General features: G+C 68.1%; 22 protein-coding genes. 13 read left to right on the top strand and 9 right to left on the bottom strand.

The window, feature by feature from the left end:
• Window positions 1-27: 27 nt before the first annotated feature.
• The 7 genes from ACUJ46_RS01295 to ACUJ46_RS01265 are packed head-to-tail and all read left to right on the top strand — an operon-like array spanning window position 28 to window position 5,071.
• Window positions 28-417, top strand: coding sequence for a FliM/FliN family flagellar motor switch protein (locus ACUJ46_RS01295; RefSeq protein WP_445388652.1), 390 nt, complete (start codon window positions 28-30; stop codon window positions 415-417).
• Entirely contained in the window at window positions 414-728 is a 315-nt protein-coding gene (locus ACUJ46_RS01290) for a flagellar biosynthetic protein FliO (RefSeq protein WP_445388651.1), read from the top strand. The genes ACUJ46_RS01295 and ACUJ46_RS01290 overlap by 4 nt, the downstream gene beginning before the upstream one ends.
• Window positions 719-1,453 carry a flagellar type III secretion system pore protein FliP gene (fliP, locus tag ACUJ46_RS01285; protein WP_445388650.1) on the top strand — a complete coding sequence of 245 codons (735 nt, stop codon included), beginning with the start codon at window positions 719-721 and terminating at the stop codon, window positions 1,451-1,453. Before ACUJ46_RS01290 ends, fliP begins: the two co-directional genes overlap by 10 nt.
• Before the next feature lie 2 nt (window positions 1,454-1,455).
• Window positions 1,456-1,725, top strand: a complete 270-nt coding sequence (locus ACUJ46_RS01280) for a flagellar biosynthetic protein FliQ (RefSeq protein ID WP_445388649.1) — start codon at window positions 1,456-1,458, stop codon at window positions 1,723-1,725.
• Window positions 1,725-2,522, top strand: coding sequence for a flagellar biosynthetic protein FliR (locus tag ACUJ46_RS01275; RefSeq protein WP_445388648.1), 798 nt, complete (start codon window positions 1,725-1,727; stop codon window positions 2,520-2,522). The genes ACUJ46_RS01280 and ACUJ46_RS01275 overlap by 1 nt, the downstream gene beginning before the upstream one ends.
• Window positions 2,522-3,658 (top strand): EscU/YscU/HrcU family type III secretion system export apparatus switch protein, encoded by a 1,137-nt coding sequence (locus tag ACUJ46_RS01270; protein WP_445388647.1) that lies wholly within the window; start codon window positions 2,522-2,524, stop codon window positions 3,656-3,658. Before ACUJ46_RS01275 ends, ACUJ46_RS01270 begins: the two co-directional genes overlap by 1 nt.
• 42 nt (window positions 3,659-3,700) lie before the next feature.
• Entirely contained in the window at window positions 3,701-5,071 is a 1,371-nt protein-coding gene (locus tag ACUJ46_RS01265) for an N-acetylmuramoyl-L-alanine amidase (protein WP_445388646.1), read from the top strand.
• Here the strand turns inward: ACUJ46_RS01265 and ACUJ46_RS01260 are convergent.
• Window positions 5,049-6,467, bottom strand: a complete 1,419-nt coding sequence (locus ACUJ46_RS01260; protein ID WP_445388645.1) for a protein adenylyltransferase SelO family protein — start codon at window positions 6,465-6,467, stop codon at window positions 5,049-5,051. The two genes, ACUJ46_RS01265 and ACUJ46_RS01260, sit on opposite strands and share 23 nt — an antisense overlap.
• A gap of 13 nt (window positions 6,468-6,480) precedes the next feature.
• Window positions 6,481-7,317, bottom strand: a complete 837-nt coding sequence (locus ACUJ46_RS01255) for a TetR/AcrR family transcriptional regulator (RefSeq protein ID WP_445388644.1) — start codon at window positions 7,315-7,317, stop codon at window positions 6,481-6,483.
• Between the two features lie 163 nt (window positions 7,318-7,480).
• On the opposite strand from ACUJ46_RS01255, the gene ACUJ46_RS01250 reads away from it, so the two are divergent.
• Both ACUJ46_RS01250 and ACUJ46_RS01245 read left to right on the top strand, forming a co-directional pair.
• Window positions 7,481-8,341: an alpha/beta fold hydrolase gene (locus tag ACUJ46_RS01250; protein ID WP_445388643.1), complete on the top strand. Its 861-nt coding sequence runs from the start codon at window positions 7,481-7,483 to the stop codon at window positions 8,339-8,341.
• Between the two features lie 129 nt (window positions 8,342-8,470).
• Window positions 8,471-9,484 carry an NADP-dependent oxidoreductase gene (locus ACUJ46_RS01245; protein ID WP_445388642.1) on the top strand — a complete coding sequence of 338 codons (1,014 nt, stop codon included), beginning with the start codon at window positions 8,471-8,473 and terminating at the stop codon, window positions 9,482-9,484.
• 58 nt (window positions 9,485-9,542) lie between these two features.
• On the opposite strand, the gene ACUJ46_RS01240 is transcribed toward ACUJ46_RS01245, so the two are convergent.
• Genes ACUJ46_RS01240 through rph form a run of 4 tightly spaced genes read right to left on the bottom strand, consistent with a single transcriptional unit; the run spans window position 9,543 to window position 12,394 of the window.
• Complete coding sequence (locus tag ACUJ46_RS01240; RefSeq protein WP_445388641.1) at window positions 9,543-9,866, bottom strand: hypothetical protein; 324 nt, start codon at window positions 9,864-9,866, stop codon at window positions 9,543-9,545.
• A gap of 36 nt (window positions 9,867-9,902) precedes the next feature.
• Window positions 9,903-11,051, bottom strand: a complete 1,149-nt coding sequence (hemW, locus tag ACUJ46_RS01235; RefSeq protein WP_445388640.1) for a radical SAM family heme chaperone HemW — start codon at window positions 11,049-11,051, stop codon at window positions 9,903-9,905.
• Entirely contained in the window at window positions 11,048-11,665 is a 618-nt protein-coding gene (gene rdgB, locus ACUJ46_RS01230; protein WP_445388639.1) for an RdgB/HAM1 family non-canonical purine NTP pyrophosphatase, read from the bottom strand. The genes hemW and rdgB overlap by 4 nt, the downstream gene beginning before the upstream one ends.
• A 12-nt stretch (window positions 11,666-11,677) precedes the next feature.
• The gene (gene rph / locus ACUJ46_RS01225) at window positions 11,678-12,394 is read right to left on the bottom strand and encodes a ribonuclease PH (protein WP_445388638.1); all 717 of its coding nucleotides are present in this window, start codon (window positions 12,392-12,394) and stop codon (window positions 11,678-11,680) included.
• A gap of 110 nt (window positions 12,395-12,504) precedes the next feature.
• Between rph and hrcA the strand changes: the two genes are divergently transcribed.
• Together hrcA and grpE are read left to right on the top strand one after the other, a co-directional pair.
• Window positions 12,505-13,548 (top strand): heat-inducible transcriptional repressor HrcA, encoded by a 1,044-nt coding sequence (gene hrcA / locus ACUJ46_RS01220; protein ID WP_445388637.1) that lies wholly within the window; start codon window positions 12,505-12,507, stop codon window positions 13,546-13,548.
• Window positions 13,545-14,072 (top strand): nucleotide exchange factor GrpE, encoded by a 528-nt coding sequence (grpE, locus tag ACUJ46_RS01215; RefSeq protein WP_445388636.1) that lies wholly within the window; start codon window positions 13,545-13,547, stop codon window positions 14,070-14,072. Before hrcA ends, grpE begins: the two co-directional genes overlap by 4 nt.
• A gap of 17 nt (window positions 14,073-14,089) precedes the next feature.
• Here grpE and ACUJ46_RS01210 read toward each other — a convergent pair whose 3' ends face one another.
• Both ACUJ46_RS01210 and ACUJ46_RS01205 read right to left on the bottom strand, forming a co-directional pair.
• A complete protein-coding gene (locus ACUJ46_RS01210; RefSeq protein WP_445389502.1) occupies window positions 14,090-14,527 on the bottom strand; it encodes a vgr related protein in 438 nt (145 codons plus the stop codon).
• Window positions 14,528-14,603: 76 nt separating this feature from the next.
• On the bottom strand, window positions 14,604-15,074 hold the full coding sequence (locus ACUJ46_RS01205) for a copper chaperone PCu(A)C (RefSeq protein ID WP_445388635.1): 471 nt from the start codon (window positions 15,072-15,074) through the stop codon (window positions 14,604-14,606).
• A 261-nt stretch (window positions 15,075-15,335) separates the two neighbouring features.
• Between ACUJ46_RS01205 and dnaK the strand changes: the two genes are divergently transcribed.
• The gene (gene dnaK / locus ACUJ46_RS01200; protein WP_445388634.1) at window positions 15,336-17,237 is read left to right on the top strand and encodes a molecular chaperone DnaK; all 1,902 of its coding nucleotides are present in this window, start codon (window positions 15,336-15,338) and stop codon (window positions 17,235-17,237) included.
• Window positions 17,238-17,293: 56 nt separating this feature from the next.
• Window positions 17,294-18,439, top strand: a complete 1,146-nt coding sequence (gene dnaJ / locus ACUJ46_RS01195; RefSeq protein WP_445388633.1) for a molecular chaperone DnaJ — start codon at window positions 17,294-17,296, stop codon at window positions 18,437-18,439.
• On the opposite strand, the gene ACUJ46_RS01190 is transcribed toward dnaJ, so the two are convergent.
• Window positions 18,436-18,864: a hypothetical protein gene (locus tag ACUJ46_RS01190; protein WP_445388632.1), complete on the bottom strand. Its 429-nt coding sequence runs from the start codon at window positions 18,862-18,864 to the stop codon at window positions 18,436-18,438. The two genes, dnaJ and ACUJ46_RS01190, sit on opposite strands and share 4 nt — an antisense overlap.
• Window positions 18,865-18,933: the final 69 nt, after the last annotated feature.

The raw sequence follows: 18,933 nt of genomic DNA, 5'->3' as shown, positions 1-18,933 counted from the left end.
GCCGCCACCGATTCCGTGCGGCTCAGCATGGATGCCGAAGCAGGCCGCCCGGCGGCGGAAAAGAGACGCGCAGCCGAAGCAGCTGCGCGCGACGTTCCGCCAGACCCCCTTCCTGACCCATGGCCCGATGCGGGCACGGGCCAGCCCGGCCGCGCCCGCGCGCGCGACACACTGGCGGTTCCGCCGCTGCTGGCCGACATCGAGGTGACGCTGTCCGTCGAGGTGGGCTGCCACAGGCTGCCGCTCAGCCAGCTGCTGGCGGTGGAGCCGGGCCAGATCTTCGCGCTTGACCGGATGACGAACGAACCGGTCAGCATCCTGGCCAATGGCAAGCCTTTCGGACAGGGCGATATCGTCGCCCTGGGCGAGCGCTTCGGCATCCGCCTCCTCAGCCTCGCCGGATCGGATGCGCCATGACGGCGTCGGACTATCTGCTCCGCCTGGCTGTCGCCCTGCCGCTGGTGCTTCTGCTGGCGGCCATCACACTGCTGGCCGCGAAACGCGGCTGGTTGCCATTTGCCGCTCCGGGGCCAGGCAAGCCATGGCTGGCTGGCCGGGAGCAGGCGATGCTGGAAATCCGCCAGGTGACGGCATTGGGGCCGGGCGCGCGCATCGCCCATGTGCGCTTCGGCGGCCGCGATCTCCTCCTCGGCGTTTCCGGGCAGGGCGTGGTGCGTCTGGCGGCGGACGACACCACGACAAGGCGGGAGAGCAGCCCATGCCCGTAACGCTGATCGCACAGGGCGCAGGCGCAGACGGGGCGATGCTGGAGAGCCTGATGGCGCTGGCGGGCAAGGCCGAGGGCGGGCCGCTGTCGCTGCCGCTCCAGGTCCTGCTGCTGATGGCGCTTCTCACGCTGCTGCCCTCCATCCTGCTGATGATGACGGCCTTTGCCCGCATCCTCATCGTGCTTTCGATCCTGCGGCAGGCCCTCGGGCTGCAGCAGGCCCCGCCAAACCAGCTTCTGGTCGGCATGGCGCTGTTCCTCACCCTGTTCGTGATGCAGCCGGCCCTCGACGAGATCGACCGGACGGCGCTGAGGCCCTTCGTGGCCGACAGCCTGGCCGCCGAACAGGCCATCGGCCGCGCCGGCGAGGTGCTGCACCGCTTCATGATGGCCAACACCCGACGCACCGATCTCGACATGTTCGCGCGGATGGCTAAGGCTGGGCCGTTCGCCGCCCCGGCCGATGTGCCGATGCGCGTGCTGGTGCCGGCCTTCATCACCTCGGAGCTGAAGACAGCCTTCCAGATAGGCGTGCTCGTCTACCTGCCCTTTCTCGTGATCGATCTCGTGGTGGCGGCGGTGCTGATGGCGCTGGGGATGATGATGGTTTCACCGGTCATGATCGCCCTGCCCTTCAAGCTGATGCTGTTTGTGGCGGTGGATGGCTGGGCCTTGATCATGGCATCGCTTGCCGGGGGCTTCGCCATCCCGGCCATGGGGGGCTGAGCATGGGCGAGGATCTTGTGGCCGACAGCCTTGCCCGCGCCTTCCGGGTGCTGATGCTGGCTTCGCTTCCGGCGCTTCTGCCGGCGCTGCTGATCGGTCTCGTCGTCGGGCTGGTGCAGGCGGCAACCTCCATCCAGGAGGCAACCCTCAGCTTCATCCCGAAGCTGGTGGGCGTGTTCCTTGCCCTGCTGTTCTTCGGCGGGCTGGCGGGCGGCATTCTGATGGATTTCACCCGCGACATGCTGCAGGCGGCGAGCCTGGTCGGCCGCTGATGGAGGCAAGCGCCGCCATCGCCTTACTGTCAGCCGAACCCGGCCAGCTGCTTGCCGGCCTGCTCTTCGCATCGCTCAGGACAAGCGCCGCCCTTGCCCTTCTTCCGGCGCTTGGGGGGCAGATGATCCCGCTCAGGCTGCGCATCGGCCTTGCCGGCGCGGTCGGGCTGCTGGTGGCCGGCGGCACTGCCCCGCCAACGCCACCGGCCGATCTGCTGTCGCTTTCGGGCATGCTGATGATCGCGGGCGAGATCCTCATCGGCGCCGTGGCGGCGCTGGCGCTGCATGCCGCCTTTGCCGCCGCCCGGCTGGCGGGCGAATGGGTGGCGCAGACCATGGGCCTCGGCTTTGCGATGCAGGTCGCACCCGGCGCGCCGCCGCAGCCGCTTCTGTCGGGCCTGTTCGCACTCGTCACCTGGGCCGTCTTCCTTGAATCCGGCGGGCACATCCTTTTCATCCAGCTCATCGTGGAAAGCCATGTCGCCATGCCGACGGCAGCCGCCCTCCTCCAGCCCGCCCGGCTCTGGGCGGTCACGGGCTGGGCGGGCTTCGCCATCGCCTCGGGCCTGATCGCGGCGCTGCCGCTGGGCGGCGGCCTGCTGCTTGCCAACATCGCCATCGGGGTGGCCGCGCGGTCCGCGCCGCAGCTCAATCTTTTCGCTGTCGGCTTTCCGCTGATGCTGCTGGCCGGGCTGGCCGGGCTGCCGCTGGCCTTTCCCGGCCTTGTCGAAAGCCTGTCCTCGGCGCTGGCCGACATGCAGGCCGCCAGCCGTGCCCTGCTTCTGGGAACTGCCTGATGGCAGAGGACAGGCCCGACGACGAAAAGACCGAGGCTCCGACCCAACGCCGCCGCGAACAGGCGCGTGAAAAGGGCGACAGGCTGGCGTCGCGCGATCTGGCGACAGGGCTGGCCGGGCTGGCCGGGGCCTTGTGGCTGTGGATTTTCGCCGACGGGCTGGGGCAGGCCTTCCGCACCCTGATGGCCCGGGCGCTTGTTGCAGCGGGCGGGGCGGCAAATACCCCCCCGGCGCGCCTGCTCGTCGATCTGCTGATGCCGCTTGGCTGGCCGCTTGCCGCCCTTGCCCTGGTGATCGTGGCGGCAGCGGTTGCCGGGCAGGGGCTGACCGGCGGACTCGGCTTCACCCCGGCCCTGCTGGCGCCCAGGGCCGGCCGCCTCGACCCGCTGAAGGGCCTCGGGCGCATGTTCGGAAAGCGCGGCCTCGTCGAACTGCTGAAGGCGCTGGCAAAGGCCGCCATCCTGCTGGGGGTATCGGCGGTCATGCTGCATGCCAGCCTGCCTGCCCTTGCCGGCCTGCCGCGTGCGCCGCTGGGCGATGCACTCCTCAAGCTGACGGCGCTGGGGCTGAAGCTGATGCTGTGGCTGACTCTGGGGCTGGCCGTGATCGCCGGCGGGGATCTGCCGATCCAGATCATCGACTGGCTGAAGCGCCTGCGGATGACGAAGCAGGATGTGAAGGATGAAATGAAGCAGCAGGAGGGCGCAGCCGATGTGAAATACGCCATCCGGCGCATGGCGCGCGAAAATCTGCGGCGGGCCAACCGGCAGGCGATTGCGGAAGCCAGCGTCGTTCTGACCAACCCAACCCATTTCGCCGTGGCGCTGCGCTACCGGCCAGAAACGGATGCCGCCCCGGTGATCGTGGCGCGCGGGCGCGGCGTGGTGGCCGGAGTGATCCGCGAACTGGCGGCAGAGCATGGCGTGCCCATCCTCTCTTATCCCAGCGTGGCGCGCGCCCTCTATTTCACCGGCCGTGTCGGCGCGTCGATCCGGCCGGAACTCTTTGGCCCTGTCGCCACCATCCTCGCCTGGGTCATGCGCACCGGCGCCCTTTCGGCTCCGGCGCCCGAAGCCGAAGCCCCGCCGCAGGCTCGGTTCGACGAAAAGGGGCGCCGCATCGGCGCCAGCGGCTAGGCCACGGGTTTTCATATGCGCTGCGGCTTGGCATGGGGCGGCATGCCCATTTTCCGGCTCATCCTCTCTGCCTTGCTGCTGGCGCTCGCTGCCGGGCCGTTGCTCGCGCAGGCCGCGACCCGGCCGGACGCCGCCGGCCCGCTGGTGGTTGCCGGAACGGTGCGGGCCATCGAAACGGCGGAAGGGATCAACATCAGGCTGGCGCTTTCCGGCCCGCTCTCAGGGCCGCCGCGCGCCTTCGCGCTCGATGCGCCGATGCGCTGGGCCATCGACCTCCCCTCGACGTCGAGCCTGCAGCGCGAAATTCCCGCCAGCGGCGGCGCGCGCCGGGTGCGCCTGTCGCAGTTCAATGCCGCAACCGCGCGCCTCGTCCTCGATCTCGAAAGGCCGATGCAGCTCGTTTCCGCCTTTCAGGACAGGGATCAGGTGCTTGAACTGCGCTTCCGGCCGATCGACACCGCCGGCTTCCAGCGGCTGGCCCGCCGCGGCCCCGCCCCGGTGTCAGGCTTTGCCCAGGAAGTGCCGCGCGCCGTGCCGCCTGGCCCGGCCCCGGCGCCTGATCTCGCCGCCCAGAGCGCGGCCCGGCTGGATGATGTGGAAAGCGCCCTTGCCGAAGCTTCGCGGCAGATGGCCCAGCCGGGTGCGGAAGCCGCCGCCGCGCCGCCGCTGGCCGCCCCGCGCGAGACCCCGGTCGCAACCGCACGCCCGGCCCGGCGCGCCCGGCAGGTGGTGGTGCTGGACCCGGGGCATGGCGGCAAGGATCCGGGTGCGCCATCGGTTGCGGGCGGCGTGGAAAAGGATGTGACGCTGGCAATCGCACGGGCCGCGAAGGATGCCATCGAGCGGCGCGCCCGGGCGCGCGGGCAGCGCATCGAAGTCCGGCTGACGCGCGATGACGACCGCTTCATCACGCTGGGCGGGCGGGTACGGCTGGCCCGGCAGTGGAACGCCGATCTCTTCATTTCCATCCACGCCGACAGCGCGCCCAATCCGGACGCGCGCGGCGCGTCCGTCTATACGCTGTCCGATGTCGCCTCGGACCGCGAGGCCGCGCGCCTTGCCGCCAAGGAAAACCGCGCCGATCTCATTTCCGGTGTCGACCTGACAGGCGAAAACCGCGAAGTCGCGACCATCCTGATCGACCTTGGCCTCCGGGATTCGATGAACGCCAGCGCCGATTTCGCGCAGGCCCTGCAACGGGCGATGGAACCGCAGGGCGTGCGCTTCCGCAGCCAGTTCCACCGTTTCGCCGGCTTCCAGGTGCTGCGCAACCTCGGCGTTCCTGCCGTGCTGCTGGAAAGCGGCTATCTCTCCAACGCGGAAGACAGCGCCTATCTCTTTTCCCGCCGGGGGCAGGCGGCCATCGCCGAAGGGGTCGCGGACGCCGTCGTCAGCTATCTGTCGCAGCGCTGAAAAGCGGCTCGAATTCGGTGCGCGGCGGCACGCCATGCGCTTCCCCCATCCGACGGATGGCGGCGATCTTCGCCTCCAGCGGGCGCCAGTCATCCGCGTCGGCAATGGCGGACCACAGCGCCTCCACCGTCTCGACCGGCATGGTTTCCGGCCCCGGCCCGGCCCAATAGGGGTGGTCGAGCGCGCCCGCCACCGGCGCGTGGCCGGGCAGTAGCGCGGCAAAGCTGGCGAACTCAGGCGGCAGCGGGTCCGGCAGGCGGCCGCCCCGGAAGGCGAACCAGGCGCTGTCGGGCTGGATTCCGCTTTCGGTGAGCCCGGCCTCGAACGCCCGGAGCAGCGCCTCGTCTTCTGCTTCCCCGCCTGAGGCAAGGCCAAGCCGCCAGAGCGCTTGTGCCGTCCATGCCCTGGCAAGGCGCGCGGGCCAGGCCTTCAGCGCCGGAATCAGGCTTTCGGCGGGTGCCACCAGCCGCAGCGCCTGCGCCAGCTGGAACAGGTTCCATTGCAGCGCCTCGGCCTGTCGCCCGAAGGCATAAAGGCCGAAATGATCGAAATAGGCGGCGGTAAAGCCCATGTCCCACTGCGGCAGGAAGCGCCATGGGCCATAGTCGAAGCTTTCGCCGGTGATGTTGATGTTGTCGGTGTTGAGGACGCCGTGGACGAAGCCGGCGGCATGCCATTGCGCCACCAGCCGGGCGGCGTTGCCGACCGCCTCGTCCATCAGCGTGGCATAAGGGTCCGGCCCGGGCGCACGGTTGCACAGCCGCTCCAGCACATAATGGGTCAGGCGCCCGATCTCGTCACGCAGCTCCAGCGCCGCCAGCCGCTGGAAGGTGCCGTAGCGCACATGGCTGTGCGACAGGCGGACCAGCACGGCCGACCGTGTCGGCGATGGCTCGTCATTGCGCTCCAGCGCCTCCCCCGTCTCGATCAGGGAAAAGCTGCGTGACGTATTCACGCCCAGCGCTTCGAGCATTTCGGTCGCCAGTATCTCGCGCACGCCGCCCTTCAGCGTCAGCCGCCCGTCCCCGAAGCGGGACCATGGCGTCTTGCCCGAGCCCTTGGTGCCCAGGTCCATGAGGCGGCCATCGGCATCGTCCATCTGGGCGAAGAGAAAGCCGCGCCCGTCGCCCAGATCGGGATTGTAGGTACGGAACTGGTGACCGTGGTAGCGCAGGGCCAGCGGCCGGGGGAAGCTTCCCGCCAGCGGCTCGAAGCGGCCGAAATGGGCGATCCACGCCGCATCCGTCAGGCCATCGAGCCCGACGTCCCGTGCCGCCCGGTCGTTCCGGTAGCGCAGGATATGCGCCGGGAAGTCCGCCGGCTCCACGACATCGTGGAATTCAGGCCCCAGATCGCAAAAATCGGTGCGGGGTCGAAAGCCCGCTGGCCCTGTCACGCTGCAGGCCCTGTCACGCCGCCGGCCCGGTATCGACGACCGGATGCCCGGCGGCGGCCGTGCAGAAGCGGATGCATTCCAGCCGCACGCGCCGGCGATCTTCCGCCGTGGCGGCGGGGTGGAAATATTGCTGCATCGCATCCCCCACCAGCGCGAAGATGAGGGAAGCGGCGATGCCCGTATCCACCGGGGACGGCCCGTAGCGGCTGGCGATCGCTTCGAGATGGGCGCGGGTCCAGGTGACGGCTTCCTCGCGGGCGGCGTTGAAGAAGGGCTCGGCATCCGGGTTGCGCTTCAGGCTGGCGGCGGGCGAAGCGCATTGGGCCGCGCCCTTTTCCACAGGCTGGGCCGCGCCCGGCGAGACGTTCCGGGCGTCCTCGCAGCCGCCCTCGCTCCAGACATTGTGGATCTCGCAGAAATCGAAGCAGCGGTTCAGCGTCACCTCGAAGCTCAGCCTGTCGAGCGGGTCGTCGCCCTGCATATGGGCGATCATCTTCTGGCCGTGCAGGCGGCCAAGTTCCACCAGAAGCGCGCGCTTGGAGCCGAAATGGTAGAAGATGGAGCCTTCGGACACGCCAGCAGCGCGGGCTATATCCGCAGTGCCGGTGCTGGCGTAACCGCGCGCCGCGAAAAGCTGGTAGGCTGCCTCAAGGACCCGGCTGCGGGTTTCGGCCGGATCGTAGCGGCGGGCCCGGGCGTCAGCCTCGCCCTTCTGGGCGCCATTCCTGTGGGCGCCATTCTTGTGGGCGCCGCCCTTCTCCTCAGCAGGCTTGCGGGCGGGCGCGGTTGCGGCCCCTGCCCGGGCATTTGGCCTGCCATTGGTTCCGGGTGCGCTCGCCTTCGTCGCCACAGACGTCCGTCCTCTCTCGATCGTCCCGCTACCCGCAAGCCATATGGCGCAAAACTGAGTGGCAGTCAAAACCCCCTCGGGGCAGGTTCAGGCCTTTCGCCATCCTGCCATTTCGATGGACGGCTTCGATTGACAGGCCCCCCGCCGGCTCTAAACCTGCAGCATGGCATCCGCCTTCCAAGACCGCTATTTCTGGACACCGGACAATGTCCGCCTCCATTTCCGCGACCATGAAGGAGACCCGGCGCGCCCGGCGCTCCTGTGCCTGCCGGGGCTGAGCCGCAACCTGCGCGATTTCGAGCCGCTGGCCAGCCGGTTCGCACCGCGCTTCCGCGTGCTGACGGCCAGCCTGCGCGGCCGGGGCGAATCGGGCTATGCGCGCGACCCGCTGACCTATGTGCCCCTTACCTATCTGCGGGATGTCGGCCACCTGATGGACGAGGCCGGGCTGGAGCGCACCATCATCATCGGCACTTCGCTCGGCGGGCTGATCGGCCTGATGCTCGACGTGACGCAGAAGCAGCGCATCGCCGGCCTCGTCCTCAACGATGTCGGCCCCGACATGGAGCAGGCAGGGCTTGACCGGATTCGCGCGCAGTTCGGCCGGGGCGGCGGCTGGCCCAGCTGGTACATGGCCGCGCGCGACCTCGCCCGCCGCCAGGGCGACATCTATCCAGACTGGGCGCTCGAAGACTGGCTGGCGCACGCAAAGCGCCTGTGCCGTGTCTCGCCCGAGGGGCGAATCGACTGGGATTTCGACCCGGAAATCTCGGCCCCCTTCCGCCTTCCCCATGGCGACCAGGCGCTCGACCTGTGGCTGGCGCTCGACAGTTTCCGTGACCGGCCCGTCCTCAGCATCAGGGGCGAATTGTCCGACATATTGTCGGCTGCAACACAGGCGCGCATGGCTGCGCGGCTGCCGAAGCTGGAAATGGTGACGGTGCCGCGCGTCGGCCATGCACCCACCCTGGAAGAGCCTGTCGCCATCGCGGCGCTGGAAGCCTTTCTCGACAGATTCCGCTGAGTGCGCTGCCCCGACAGGCCACAAGGCATCGCCCACTATGAAGATGGCGACCTGTGCGGCCCGGGTGGAAAAGGGTAGAAGCCGGCGATGGCGCGCCCCGGCGGGCGCTGCCGCGGAGGAGAGATGACGATGGCGGAAAAACGGCATGTGTGGCGGCTGGCGAAGCGGCCGGTGGGCGACATTCAGGATTCGGACCTGAAGTATCATGAAGAACCGGTCCCGGCGCTGCAGGACGGGCAGTTCCTGGTGCAGGTGGGCTATCTGTCGCTCGATCCGACGAACCGGATCTGGATGTCCGACATGGAGCAGTACATGCCGCCTGTCGGCCTGGGTGACCCGATGCGCGGCGGCATCGTCGGCCGTGTCGTCGAAAGCCGCAAGCCCGGCGTGGAAGCGGGAACGCTGGTGGCCGGGCTTGGCGAATGGGCCAGCCACATGGTGAGCGACGGCACCGGTCTTTCCCCCTTCCCGGAAGTGCCGGGCATCAGCATCGCCCAGGCCTTCGGCACGTTCGGCGGCGTCGGCCCCACGGCCTATTTCGGCCTGCTCGACATCGGCCAGCCCAAGCCGGGCGAAACGCTGGTGGTTTCGGCAGCAGCCGGTGGCGTCGGCCAGATTGTCGGCCAGATCGGCAAGATCCGGGGGTGCAAGGTCATCGGCATTGCCGGCGGCCCCGACAAATGCCGCTTCATCACCGAAGAACTGGGTTTCGATCACGCCATCGACTACAAGTCCGAGGATGTGGGCCAGGCGCTCGACCGGCTGGCGCCCGAGGGCGTTGACATCAATTTCGAGCAGGTGGGCGGGCCGATCATGTCGGCGGTCGTCTCGCGGATGAAGCTTTTCGGCCGCATACCGCTGTGCGGGCTGATTTCCAGCTACAATGCGACCACGCCGCAGGAAGAGCCGGGCCGCTGGACGCTCATCCTGATGCGCCGCCTGATGATCCGCGGCTTCATCGTGACCGATTTCGCCGACCGCTTCCCCGAATCCTTCCAGGCGCTGGGCGGCTGGATGCTCGAAGGCAAGCTGAAGACGCGGCAGGATGTCCGGCCGGGTCTCGACAAGGCGCTCGATTATGTGAAGCTGCTCTATTCCGGCGGGAATTTCGGCAAGCTTCTGGTCGAGGTGTCGAAGATCTGAGAAGATGTGAAAAGGCATCCGGGAGCCGCGCGGCCCCCGGATGCTTCATAGCGGTAGATCAGGTCCGGCGCTTCAGCTCGCCTTCCAGCGCGCGCGGCTTCTGCGGCGCGCCAAGCACCGCCTGGGGCGCGTTGGGTGGCATGGCGGCAATCGCCGCCGTGCGGGCATCATGGCGCGCCTTACGCCTGTCGAGGTAGCGCTTGAACAGCATGCCGCCAACGGCCGCCGCGACCATTCCGCCCGGCCCCAGCCGGCGCGCGATGGCCGGGATCATGGCGGGCGCTGCCGCGCCGATAACGGCCCCGGCCGGCCCGGCGGATGCCCCGCCGATCGTGCGGGCAATGGACCTGCCAGCGGCTGCAGTCAGTAATTTTCCGATCATCAGTAACCTCCAGTTCCATCAACTGGGACTGGGGCCTCATTGTTTCAAGCGGCAGGAAAGATCGAGCAGAATCCTGTTGGTGAGCGGCCGCCCGGCAGGAGTCACCCGCAGGCGGTCCCCCGGCTCCAGCAGCCCCATGCGCACAAGCCGCGCGCGTGCGCCTGCATCGATGACGCTTTCGAGCGGCGTGCCCGTGCGGGCGGCGAAGCGGGCCGGGTCGATGCCTTCGGCCAGCCGTAGCCCCATCAGCAGCGCTTCTTCCGCCGCTTCGGACGGCTGGACGGGGATTTCGGCCTCGATTCCGCAGCCGCCCGTTTCCACCGCCTCGAGCCAGGTTTCCGGGCGGCGCAGGCGCGTGGTGGCAAGGCCGCCGCGCCGGCCATGGGCGCCGGGGCCGATCCCGGCATAATCGCCATAGGTCCAGTAGACGCGGTTGTGGCGGCTTTCCGCGCCGGGCCGGGCGTGATTCGATATTTCGTAGAGCGGCAAGCCTGCCGCCGCGCACAAGTCGCCTGTCAGGTCGAACATGTCGGCCGCCGCCTCCTCGCCCGGCAGGTCCAGGAGGCCCTTTGCCGCAAGGCTGTGAAAGCGCGTGCCCGGCTCGATCGTGAGCTGATAAGCGGACAGATGGCTGGTGCCGAAGGCAAGCGCGCGCGCCAGTTCGTCATGCCAGGCTTCCGGCGTCTGCCCGGGCCGGCTGTGGATCAGATCGAAGCTGACGCGCGGAAAATGCCGCTGCGCGACATCGAGCGCCGCCAGCCCCTGCGCAAGATCATGCGGCCGGCCAAGCAGCCGGAGCGCGCCGTCATCCAGCGCCTGAAGCCCGAGCGAGACCCGGTTGATTCCGGCGGCGGCGAAATCGGCGAAGCGGGCCGCTTCGACCGAGGAGGGGTTCGCCTCCAGCGTGATCTCGGGCGTGCCGTCGGCCGGCCACAGCCGGAGGGCTTCCGCGATGATGGCGCCAGCGGTGGCCGGCGGCATCAGCGATGGCGTGCCGCCGCCGAAGAAAATGGAAACAAGGCGCATGCCCTGCGTCCTGCCGGCTTCATGGCGGAGTTCGGCGAGCAGGGCGTCCCGCCAGCGCACGTCGTCCACCCGGGCGCGCACATGGCTGTTGAAATCGCAATAGGGGCACTTGGTGACGCAGAAGGGCCAGTGCACATAAAGGGCGAGCGGCCCGCTCACGCCAGCAGCGCCGCCTTCAGCTGCGCGAAAGCCCTGGCCCGGTGGCTGATCCCATGCTTCAGGTCCGGGTCCATTTCGCCGAACGTCTCCGCATGGCCTTCGGGCACGAAGACGGGATCATAGCCAAAGCCCCTGTCCCCGCGCGGCGGCCAGACAAGGTGGCCCGCCACCCGCCCCTCGAACAGCCGTTCGCGGCCATCGGGCCAGACAAGGGCAAGGGTGCAGGCGAATTCCGCCCGGCGGGACACATCCGGCCCGAGGGCTGCGAGCTTTTCCTCGACCTTTCCCATGGCCAGCATCCAGTCCCGCCCGGTGGGCGTTTCGGCCCAGTCGGCCGTGTAGACGCCGGGCGCGCCGCCAAGGGCGTCCACGCACAGGCCGCTGTCATCGGAAAGGGCGGGAAGGCCGGTGCCCTTTGCCGCGAACCGCGCCTTCAGCAGGGCATTGCCGGCAAAGCTGTCCTCGGTTTCCTCGGGCTCGGGCAGGCCGAAATCCGAAACCGGCACGGCCGCGATCCCGAACGGCTCCACCAGGGCCGCAATTTCCTTCAGCTTGCCCTTGTTGTGGCTGGCGAGCACCAGCCTCGGGCCGATTTCCAGCCTGTCGCCTGCCATGCCGCCCTCCGCTCAGCGCCCGGTTGCGGCGCGCTGCTTGGCGAAGATCGCGTCGCAGCCCATGCGGGCCAGCCGCAGCAGCCTGAGCAGTGTTTCCTCATCGAAGATGTCGCCTTCGGCGGTTGCCTGCACCTCGACAAGGTGGCCGCTGGACGTCAGCACGAAATTGCCGTCGGTGTGGGCGGTGCTGTCCTCGGGGTAGTCGAGATCGAGAACGGGCGTGCCCTCATAGACGCCGCAGGAAACGGCTGCCACCTGCAGCGGCAGGGGGTCGGTTTCGAACGGGGTCACGGCATTGATCTTGTCAAGCGCCATGCGCAGCGCCACCCAGGCGCCGGAAATGGCGGCGGTGCGCGTTCCGCCATCGGCCTGCAGCACGTCACAGTCGATCACGATCTGCCGCTCGCCCAGCGCCTTCAGGTTGGTGACCGCACGCAGGGAGCGGCCGATCAGCCGCTGGATTTCCTGCGTGCGGCCCGATTGCTTGCCCTTGGCCGCTTCGCGGCTGCTGCGCGTGTGGGTGCTGCGGGGCAGCATGCCATATTCGGCCGTCACCCAGCCTTCGCCCTTGCCGCGCATGAAGGGCGGCACCTTTTCCTCGACGCTGGCCGTCACCAGCACGTGGGTCTGGCCGAACTTCACGAGGCATGAGCCTTCGGCATGGGCATTGAAGCCCGGAATCATCTCGATCTCGCGCATCATGTCCGGCGAACGTCCCGAAGGGCGCATGGTCTGTCCTTGATCTGTGCTGGGGAAAAACAAGCCCGGGCGATAGGCTTCCTGGCCGCCGGACGCAACCATGGTTGAGAAGGCGGCGCTGGCGCACTAGATACTGTCTCATGCAGGAGCCACAGGGAATCACGGTCTCCCAGCTGACCGAGCGCGCGCGCGGCATCTTCCGTGACATCGTCGACAGCTACCTCGAAACCGGGGCTCCGGTTGGTTCGCGCACGCTTTCCAGAATGGGCGGCCTCCAGCTTTCCGCCGCCTCGATCCGCAACGTGATGCAGGATCTGGAGGAACTGGGCCTGCTTGCGGCGCCGCACACTTCGGCCGGGCGCGTGCCCACCGAACAGGGGCTGAGGCTCTTTGTCGATGGCATGATGCAGGCAGCACAACCCTCGCGCGAGGATGTCGCCGCGATCGAGGCCGAAGCCATGCGCGCCGGGGCAAGCCTCGAAGACCTTCTGTCCCGCACCACCTCCGTGCTTTCCGGCCTTGCCCAGTGCGCGGCCGTCGTTGCAACGCCCAAGACCGAACCGGCGCTGCGGCAGCTCAACCTCGTGCGGCTGGGGCCGGGCCGGGCGCTCGCCGTGCTGGTGGGTGCCGATGGCAGCATCGAGAACCGGGTGATGGCCCTGCCCGAGGGCCTGCCGGACCATGTGCTCGAACAGGCGCAGAATTATGTGAACGCCCGGCTTTCCGGGCTGACGCTTGCCGATGCCGCGGGCAGGCTGCGCCAGCAGATGGCGACCGACCGCGCCGAACTCGACCGGCTGACGGCGGACCTTGTCGAGCAGGGGCTGGCGATCTGGTCGAACGATGGCGCGCGGCCCGTGCTGATCGTGCGCGGGCAGGCCCATATCCTCGATTCCGCCGACCTCGACCGCACGCGCGCCCTGCTGGAGGAACTGGAGCAGAAGGAGGAACTGGCCCGCCTGCTCGACCGGGCGCGCGAGGCCGAGGCCCTGAGGATCTTCATCGGCGCCGAAACCCAGCTTTTCGCACTGACAGGGTCGAGCGTGATCGCCGCACCCTATCGCGGCGCCGACGGCCGGGTAATCGGCGTGGTCGGCGTGATCGGCCCCACGAGGTTGAACTATGCGCGCGTCGTCCCCATGGTGGACTTCACTGCGAACAGATTGTCGAGGTTGATGGCATGACCGAAGAAGCGCCGGCCGATGCGCCGAAGCCGCTGGAACAGGAACTTGAGGAGGCGCGCGCCGAAATCGTCGCGCTGACGACGGAGCGCGACGCCGAGCGCGACCGGGCGCTCAGAATGGCTGCCGAGGCCGAGAATACCCGCCGCCGGCTGGAGCGCGACAAGACCGAGGCGGTGCAGTTTGCCGCCGCATCCTTTGCGCGCGACATGCTGACCGTGGCCGACAATCTCGCCCGCGCCCTCGCTTCCATCCCCGAGGAAGAGGCAAGTGCTGCCATCCGCACCGGAATCGAGGCGACCCAGCGCGAGCTGTTCGCCATTTTCGAACGCAATGGCGTGAAGCGCGTGCCCGCCGTCGGCCTGCCGCTCGACCCCAATTGCCACCAGGCCATGGTGGAAGTGGAAGCCGAAGCGGAACCGGGCACCATCGTTTCGGAACTGCAGGCGGGCTGGGTGATGAAGGAACGCCTGCTGCGCCCGGCGCTGGTGACGGTGGCCAAGGCCCGCGCCGCAGCCGAAGGCTAAAACCCGAACGCCAGCCTTCAGCCGGCTGGCCTGTCCGGCCAGAAGGGGATGAGGGCGGCATAGGTTTCGAGTGGTGGGCGCGCCTTCGCAGGCGCGCCCACGCTCAGTTCATAGGCATCGCGCACGATTTCCGCCTGCTGCTCCAGCCCGTAGCGGTGGAACGGCTTGCCGGGCACAAGCGGCAGATAGGCGTAACGGGCCAGCGGCGGCCGCCGCCAGCGCAGGTCGATGCCCTGCTGATGCTGCCACACATGCACCATTTCATGCACGAAATGGCCGCGCAGCCACAGCGGCTCGGCACTGAAATCCATGCTCCAGCCGCTGCCATTGGGGTGGAACCACAAGTGCCCGTCGGGCGCCATCGTCACCCATGCGGGCTGCCACATCCACCATTTGCGCGGGTGAACCCGCACCGGGTCCATGGCGAGCGCAGTGCCGAACACGCCGGACAGCATCTGCCTTTCCCCCGGCGTCAGCGGGCGGCTGAACGGATCCGCGGTCACGCCCGTGGTCAGGCCGGCGGCGGGCGGCTCAGTGCCCCTTGTGGCCGCCATGGGCCGCAGCCGTCACCGCGCGGGCCTCCGCCTCGAAGCCCAGCGTCGCGCCGGACTGGAAGCGAAGCGTCACGGGGATGCGGTCCCCGGGCTTCAGCTTGCTGTCGAGCCCGAAGAGCATCAGGTGATTGCCGCCGGGCGCGAAGACGAGCGCAGCGCCCGCCGGCACGTCGAAGCCGGTCTCGGCGCGCATCCGCATCACGCCATTATGCATGACCATGCTGTGCAGTTCGATCCGTTCGGCCCGTGGCGAGGTGGCCGCTACCAGCCTGTCGGCCGAGTCGCCGCCCTTCAGGGTGAAATAGCCGGCCGCGGGGCGGCCCGTGGCCGCCGGCAGCCGCACCCAGGCGCCGGAAAGTTCCGGGCCTTTCGCAACGGCGGGGGCGGCGGCAATGCTGGCGGCAAGGGCGACGACAATGCTGGCGACAGGCCCGAAACTGCGGATCATGATGATCTCCTCTGCGCTGATCAAACGGACGTAGGCACGCTGGGCCGGCGATGCAACGGGGCGCACACATCGGAGGGGGGCAGGCCGGGCCGGAGCGCTGCCGCATTGCAAAAACACCCCATGCTGGTTGCGTGCGTGCCATTGATGCGCCGAATGATGACCCTATATGCCGCAGTGAACCGGGCCATAGTGGCCCACATGCATCAGTGAATCGCCCGGGCAACAGCGGCGATCATGAAAGACGAAGGCAGAGGACAGACTATGGCAAAGGTTATCGGGATCGACCTTGGCACCACCAACAGCTGCGTCGCCGTCATGGAAGGCAGCACGCCGAAGGTGATCGAGAATGCGGAAGGCGCGCGCACGACTCCGTCGCAGGTTGCCTTCGCCAAGGATGGCGAGCGTCTCGTCGGCCAGCCCGCCAAGCGCCAGGCCGTGACCAACCCGGAAAACACCGTCTTCGCGGTGAAGCGCCTGATCGGCCGCCGCTTCGACGACCCGATGACCCAGAAGGACAAGGATCTGGTGCCCTACCGGATCGTGTCCGGCGCCAATGGCGATGCCTGGGTGCAGGCGGGCGGCAAGGATTACAGCCCCTCGCAGATTTCGGCCTTCATCCTGCAGAAGATGAAGGAAACCGCCGAGGCCTATCTCGGCGAGACGGTGACGCAGGCCGTGATCACCGTGCCTGCCTATTTCAACGACGCCCAGCGCCAGGCCACCAAGGATGCCGGCCAGATCGCCGGCCTCGAGGTGCTGCGTATCATCAACGAACCGACGGCGGCGGCGCTGGCCTATGGCCTCGACAAGAATGTCAACGCCAGAACCATCGCCGTCTATGACCTTGGCGGCGGCACCTTCGACGTGTCCGTCCTCGAACTGGGCGACGGCGTGTTCGAGGTGAAGTCGACAAGTGGCGACACCTTCCTGGGCGGCGAGGACTTCGACGCCAAGCTGGTCGAGTATCTGGCCGAAGGCTTCAAAAAGGACGAAGGCATCGACCTGCGGAGCGACCGCCTGGCGCTGCAGCGGCTGAAGGAAGCCGCCGAAAAGGCCAAGATCGAGCTGAGCTCGTCGGCCACCACCGAAGTGAACCTGCCCTTCATCACGGCGGATGCGACCGGGCCGAAGCACCTCGTGCGCCAGCTCAGCCGCGCCGACCTCGAGAAGCTGGTGATCGACCTGATCGAGCGCACCCGCAAGCCTTGCATCGACGCCATGAACGAAGCCGGCGTGAAGGCGAGCGAAATCGACGAAGTGATCCTGGTGGGCGGCATGAGCCGCATGCCGCGGGTCCGCCAGTTTGTGAAGGAGCTGTTCGGCAAGGAGCCGAACACCGGCGTAAACCCGGACGAAGTGGTGGCCATGGGCGCCGCCATCCAGGCCGGCGTGCTGCAGGGCGACGTGAAGGACGTGCTGCTCCTCGATGTCACGCCGCTGTCGCTGGGCATCGAGACGCTGGGCGGGGTCTTCACCCGCATGATCGACCGCAACACCACCATCCCCACCAAGAAGTCGCAGACCTTCTCCACGGCCGATGACAACCAGTCCGCCGTGACGATCCGCGTCTTCCAGGGCGAGCGGGAAATGGCGGCTGACAACAAGATGCTGGGCCAGTTCGACCTCGTGGGCATTCCCGCCGCGCCGCGCGGCGTGCCGCAGATCGAGGTGACCTTCGACATCGACGCCAACGGCATCGTCAGCGTGAACGCCAAGGACAAGGGCACCGGCAAGGAACAGCAGATCAGGATCCAGCCGTCGGGCGGCCTTTCCAAGGACGACATCGACAAGATGGTGAAGGAAGCGGAGCAGTTCTCGGCCGAGGACAAGAAGCGCCGCGAGACGGCCGAAGCCCGCAACCAGGCCGACAGCCTCGTCCACGCCACCGAGCGCCAGCTTTCCGAGCATGGGGACAAGGTGGACGCCGAAACGAAGTCCGCGATCGAGGCCGCAATCGCCGATGTGAAGGCAGTGCTCGATTCGGATGATGCCGCACAGATCGGCCAGAAGGCGCAGGCGCTGGCCCAGGTGGCGATGAAGCTTGGCGAGGCGGTCTATGCCGCCGAGCAGGCAAGCGCCCAGGGAGAAGCCGCAGCAGAAGCCAAGCCCGCCGAGGATGTGGTGGACGCCGACTTCACCGAAGTTGACGACAGCAAGAAGTGATCTGATACGGCCGGGGGCTTGACACCCCCGGCCCTGCCTTCAGAGGGCTGTCGTCAATGTATACCGAAATGGACTATTACGAGCTGCTCGAGGTCGAGCGCGGCTGTGATGAAGGCGCGCTGAAAACCGCTTATCGCAAGCTCGCCATGCGCTGGCACCCGGATCGCAACCCCGGCGATTCCGAGGCAGAAAGCCGCTTCAAGGCCATCAACGAGGCCTATGACGTGCTGAAGGACCCGCAGAAGCGGGCCGCCTACGACCGCTTCGGCCATGCCGCTTTCCGCAATGGCGGCGGCGGGGCCGGCGGCGGCGGCAACCCCTTCGGCGATTCCGCGCCCTTCTCGGATATCTTCTCGGATATCTTCGACCAGTTCATGGGCGGTGGCGGCCGTGGCAGGCGCGCCGGGCCGCAGCGCGGCGCCGATATCCGCCACGACCTTCAGGTCAGCTTCGAGGACGCCTTCCACGGCATCGAGATGGACCTCGCCGTCGATGTCGCGGTGAGCTGCGACCATTGCGCAGGAACAGGCGCCAAGCCCGGCGCCCGCGCCCAGAATTGCGGCACCTGCGGCGGGCGCGGCCAGGTGCGCATGCAGAACGGCATGTTCATCGTCGAGCGCACCTGCCCTTCCTGCCATGGCTCCGGCTCGGTCATTTCAGACCCGTGCGAGCATTGCGGCGGCGAAGGCCGGGTCGAGCGGCGCAAGTCGCTGAAGGTAAAGATTCCGCCCGGCGTGGACGATGGCACCCGCATCCGCCTGGCAGGCGAAGGCGAAGCCGGCCCGCGCGGCGGCGAAGCCGGCGACCTCTATCTCTTCATCCACATGAAGCCGCACGCCATCTGGAAGCGGGACGGAACCACCCTCTTCGCGCAGGTGCCCATGAGCTTCGTGGACGCGGCATTGGGTGGCGACATCAGCATCCCCGGCATCGATCGCAAGCCGGTCGATGTGAAGGTGCCCGCCGGCACGCAGACCGGCCGCCAGTTCCGCGTGCGCGGGCGCGGCATGCCGGCGCTCAATGGCCATGGCGTGGGCGACCTGGTGGTGCAGGTGGAGCTTGAAACGCCGACGAAGCTGAACGCCCGCCAGAAGGAACTGCTGGAGGAATTCCGCGGAACAGCGGGCGGCAGCGAAGGCTGCCCGCGTTCCAAGGGTTTCTGGGACAGGCTGAAGGGCGCCTGGGACGAACTGACGGACTAGTCCGCCGCCGCCTTCGCGTCTTCTGCAGCGTCAGCCTTCTTCATTGGCGTGAACTTGCCCAGCCCGCAGGATGCCCCGCGCATCGGCCCACCGGATGTCTGCAGCACGGTGATGATGTCCACGTTGCAGAGCTGGCTTTGCGAGGTCGAATACATGAAGGCCCGCTCGAACCCGAGGCCCGGGCAGCGGTTGGGCAGGGTGTTGCGCATGATCTTGCCGCCAGCCATCACGAAATCGATCGTCTGGTCATCGATCACGCGGGTGCTGTTGATGCGATGCCGGTCGATGCAGGTCACGGGCTCGCCATCGGGAACCAGTTCCACCGGCTTTTTGCCCATGGCGGCCGCCGGGGCATGGGCCGCCATGGCAAGCGCTGCGGCAAGGACCAGCCCGGTCAGCCTGTCTTTCCTGTTGCGGTATCCCATTTCGCGCCTCCTCCTCTGAAGCAGGCGCAAATCTGAACTCCGGCGGCCTGAATGGCAAGTTAACACGTG

It is taken from the genome of Sandaracinobacteroides sp. A072, assembly GCF_052616365.1.
Note: the sequence above shows the minus strand (reverse complement) of the source record. Positions and strands in the feature narration are given on the sequence as shown.

Excerpts from the sequence above, each read along its gene's own strand:
- ACUJ46_RS01290 (WP_445388651.1), top strand. The coding sequence starts at position 414 with ATGACGGCGTCGGACTATCTGCTCCGCCTGGCTGTCGCCCTGCCGCTG.
- ACUJ46_RS01295 (WP_445388652.1), top strand. The coding sequence starts at position 28 with ATGGATGCCGAAGCAGGCCGCCCGGCGGCGGAAAAGAGACGCGCAGCC.
- ACUJ46_RS01210 (WP_445389502.1), bottom strand. The coding sequence starts at position 14,527 with ATGCTGTCCGGCGTGTTCGGCACTGCGCTCGCCATGGACCCGGTGCGG.
- ACUJ46_RS01205 (WP_445388635.1), bottom strand. The coding sequence starts at position 15,074 with ATGATCCGCAGTTTCGGGCCTGTCGCCAGCATTGTCGTCGCCCTTGCC.
- grpE (WP_445388636.1), top strand. The coding sequence starts at position 13,545 with ATGACCGAAGAAGCGCCGGCCGATGCGCCGAAGCCGCTGGAACAGGAA.
- rdgB (WP_445388639.1), bottom strand. The coding sequence starts at position 11,665 with ATGGCAGGCGACAGGCTGGAAATCGGCCCGAGGCTGGTGCTCGCCAGC.
- dnaK (WP_445388634.1), top strand. The coding sequence starts at position 15,336 with ATGGCAAAGGTTATCGGGATCGACCTTGGCACCACCAACAGCTGCGTC.
- ACUJ46_RS01190 (WP_445388632.1), bottom strand. The coding sequence starts at position 18,864 with ATGGGATACCGCAACAGGAAAGACAGGCTGACCGGGCTGGTCCTTGCC.
- fliP (WP_445388650.1), top strand. The coding sequence starts at position 719 with ATGCCCGTAACGCTGATCGCACAGGGCGCAGGCGCAGACGGGGCGATG.
- ACUJ46_RS01250 (WP_445388643.1), top strand. The coding sequence starts at position 7,481 with ATGGCATCCGCCTTCCAAGACCGCTATTTCTGGACACCGGACAATGTC.
- hrcA (WP_445388637.1), top strand. The coding sequence starts at position 12,505 with ATGCAGGAGCCACAGGGAATCACGGTCTCCCAGCTGACCGAGCGCGCG.
- ACUJ46_RS01265 (WP_445388646.1), top strand. The coding sequence starts at position 3,701 with ATGCCCATTTTCCGGCTCATCCTCTCTGCCTTGCTGCTGGCGCTCGCT.
- ACUJ46_RS01275 (WP_445388648.1), top strand. The coding sequence starts at position 1,725 with ATGGAGGCAAGCGCCGCCATCGCCTTACTGTCAGCCGAACCCGGCCAG.
- dnaJ (WP_445388633.1), top strand. The coding sequence starts at position 17,294 with ATGTATACCGAAATGGACTATTACGAGCTGCTCGAGGTCGAGCGCGGC.
- ACUJ46_RS01280 (WP_445388649.1), top strand. The coding sequence starts at position 1,456 with ATGGGCGAGGATCTTGTGGCCGACAGCCTTGCCCGCGCCTTCCGGGTG.
- ACUJ46_RS01270 (WP_445388647.1), top strand. The coding sequence starts at position 2,522 with ATGGCAGAGGACAGGCCCGACGACGAAAAGACCGAGGCTCCGACCCAA.
- ACUJ46_RS01240 (WP_445388641.1), bottom strand. The coding sequence starts at position 9,866 with ATGATCGGAAAATTACTGACTGCAGCCGCTGGCAGGTCCATTGCCCGC.
- rph (WP_445388638.1), bottom strand. The coding sequence starts at position 12,394 with ATGCGCCCTTCGGGACGTTCGCCGGACATGATGCGCGAGATCGAGATG.
- ACUJ46_RS01245 (WP_445388642.1), top strand. The coding sequence starts at position 8,471 with ATGGCGGAAAAACGGCATGTGTGGCGGCTGGCGAAGCGGCCGGTGGGC.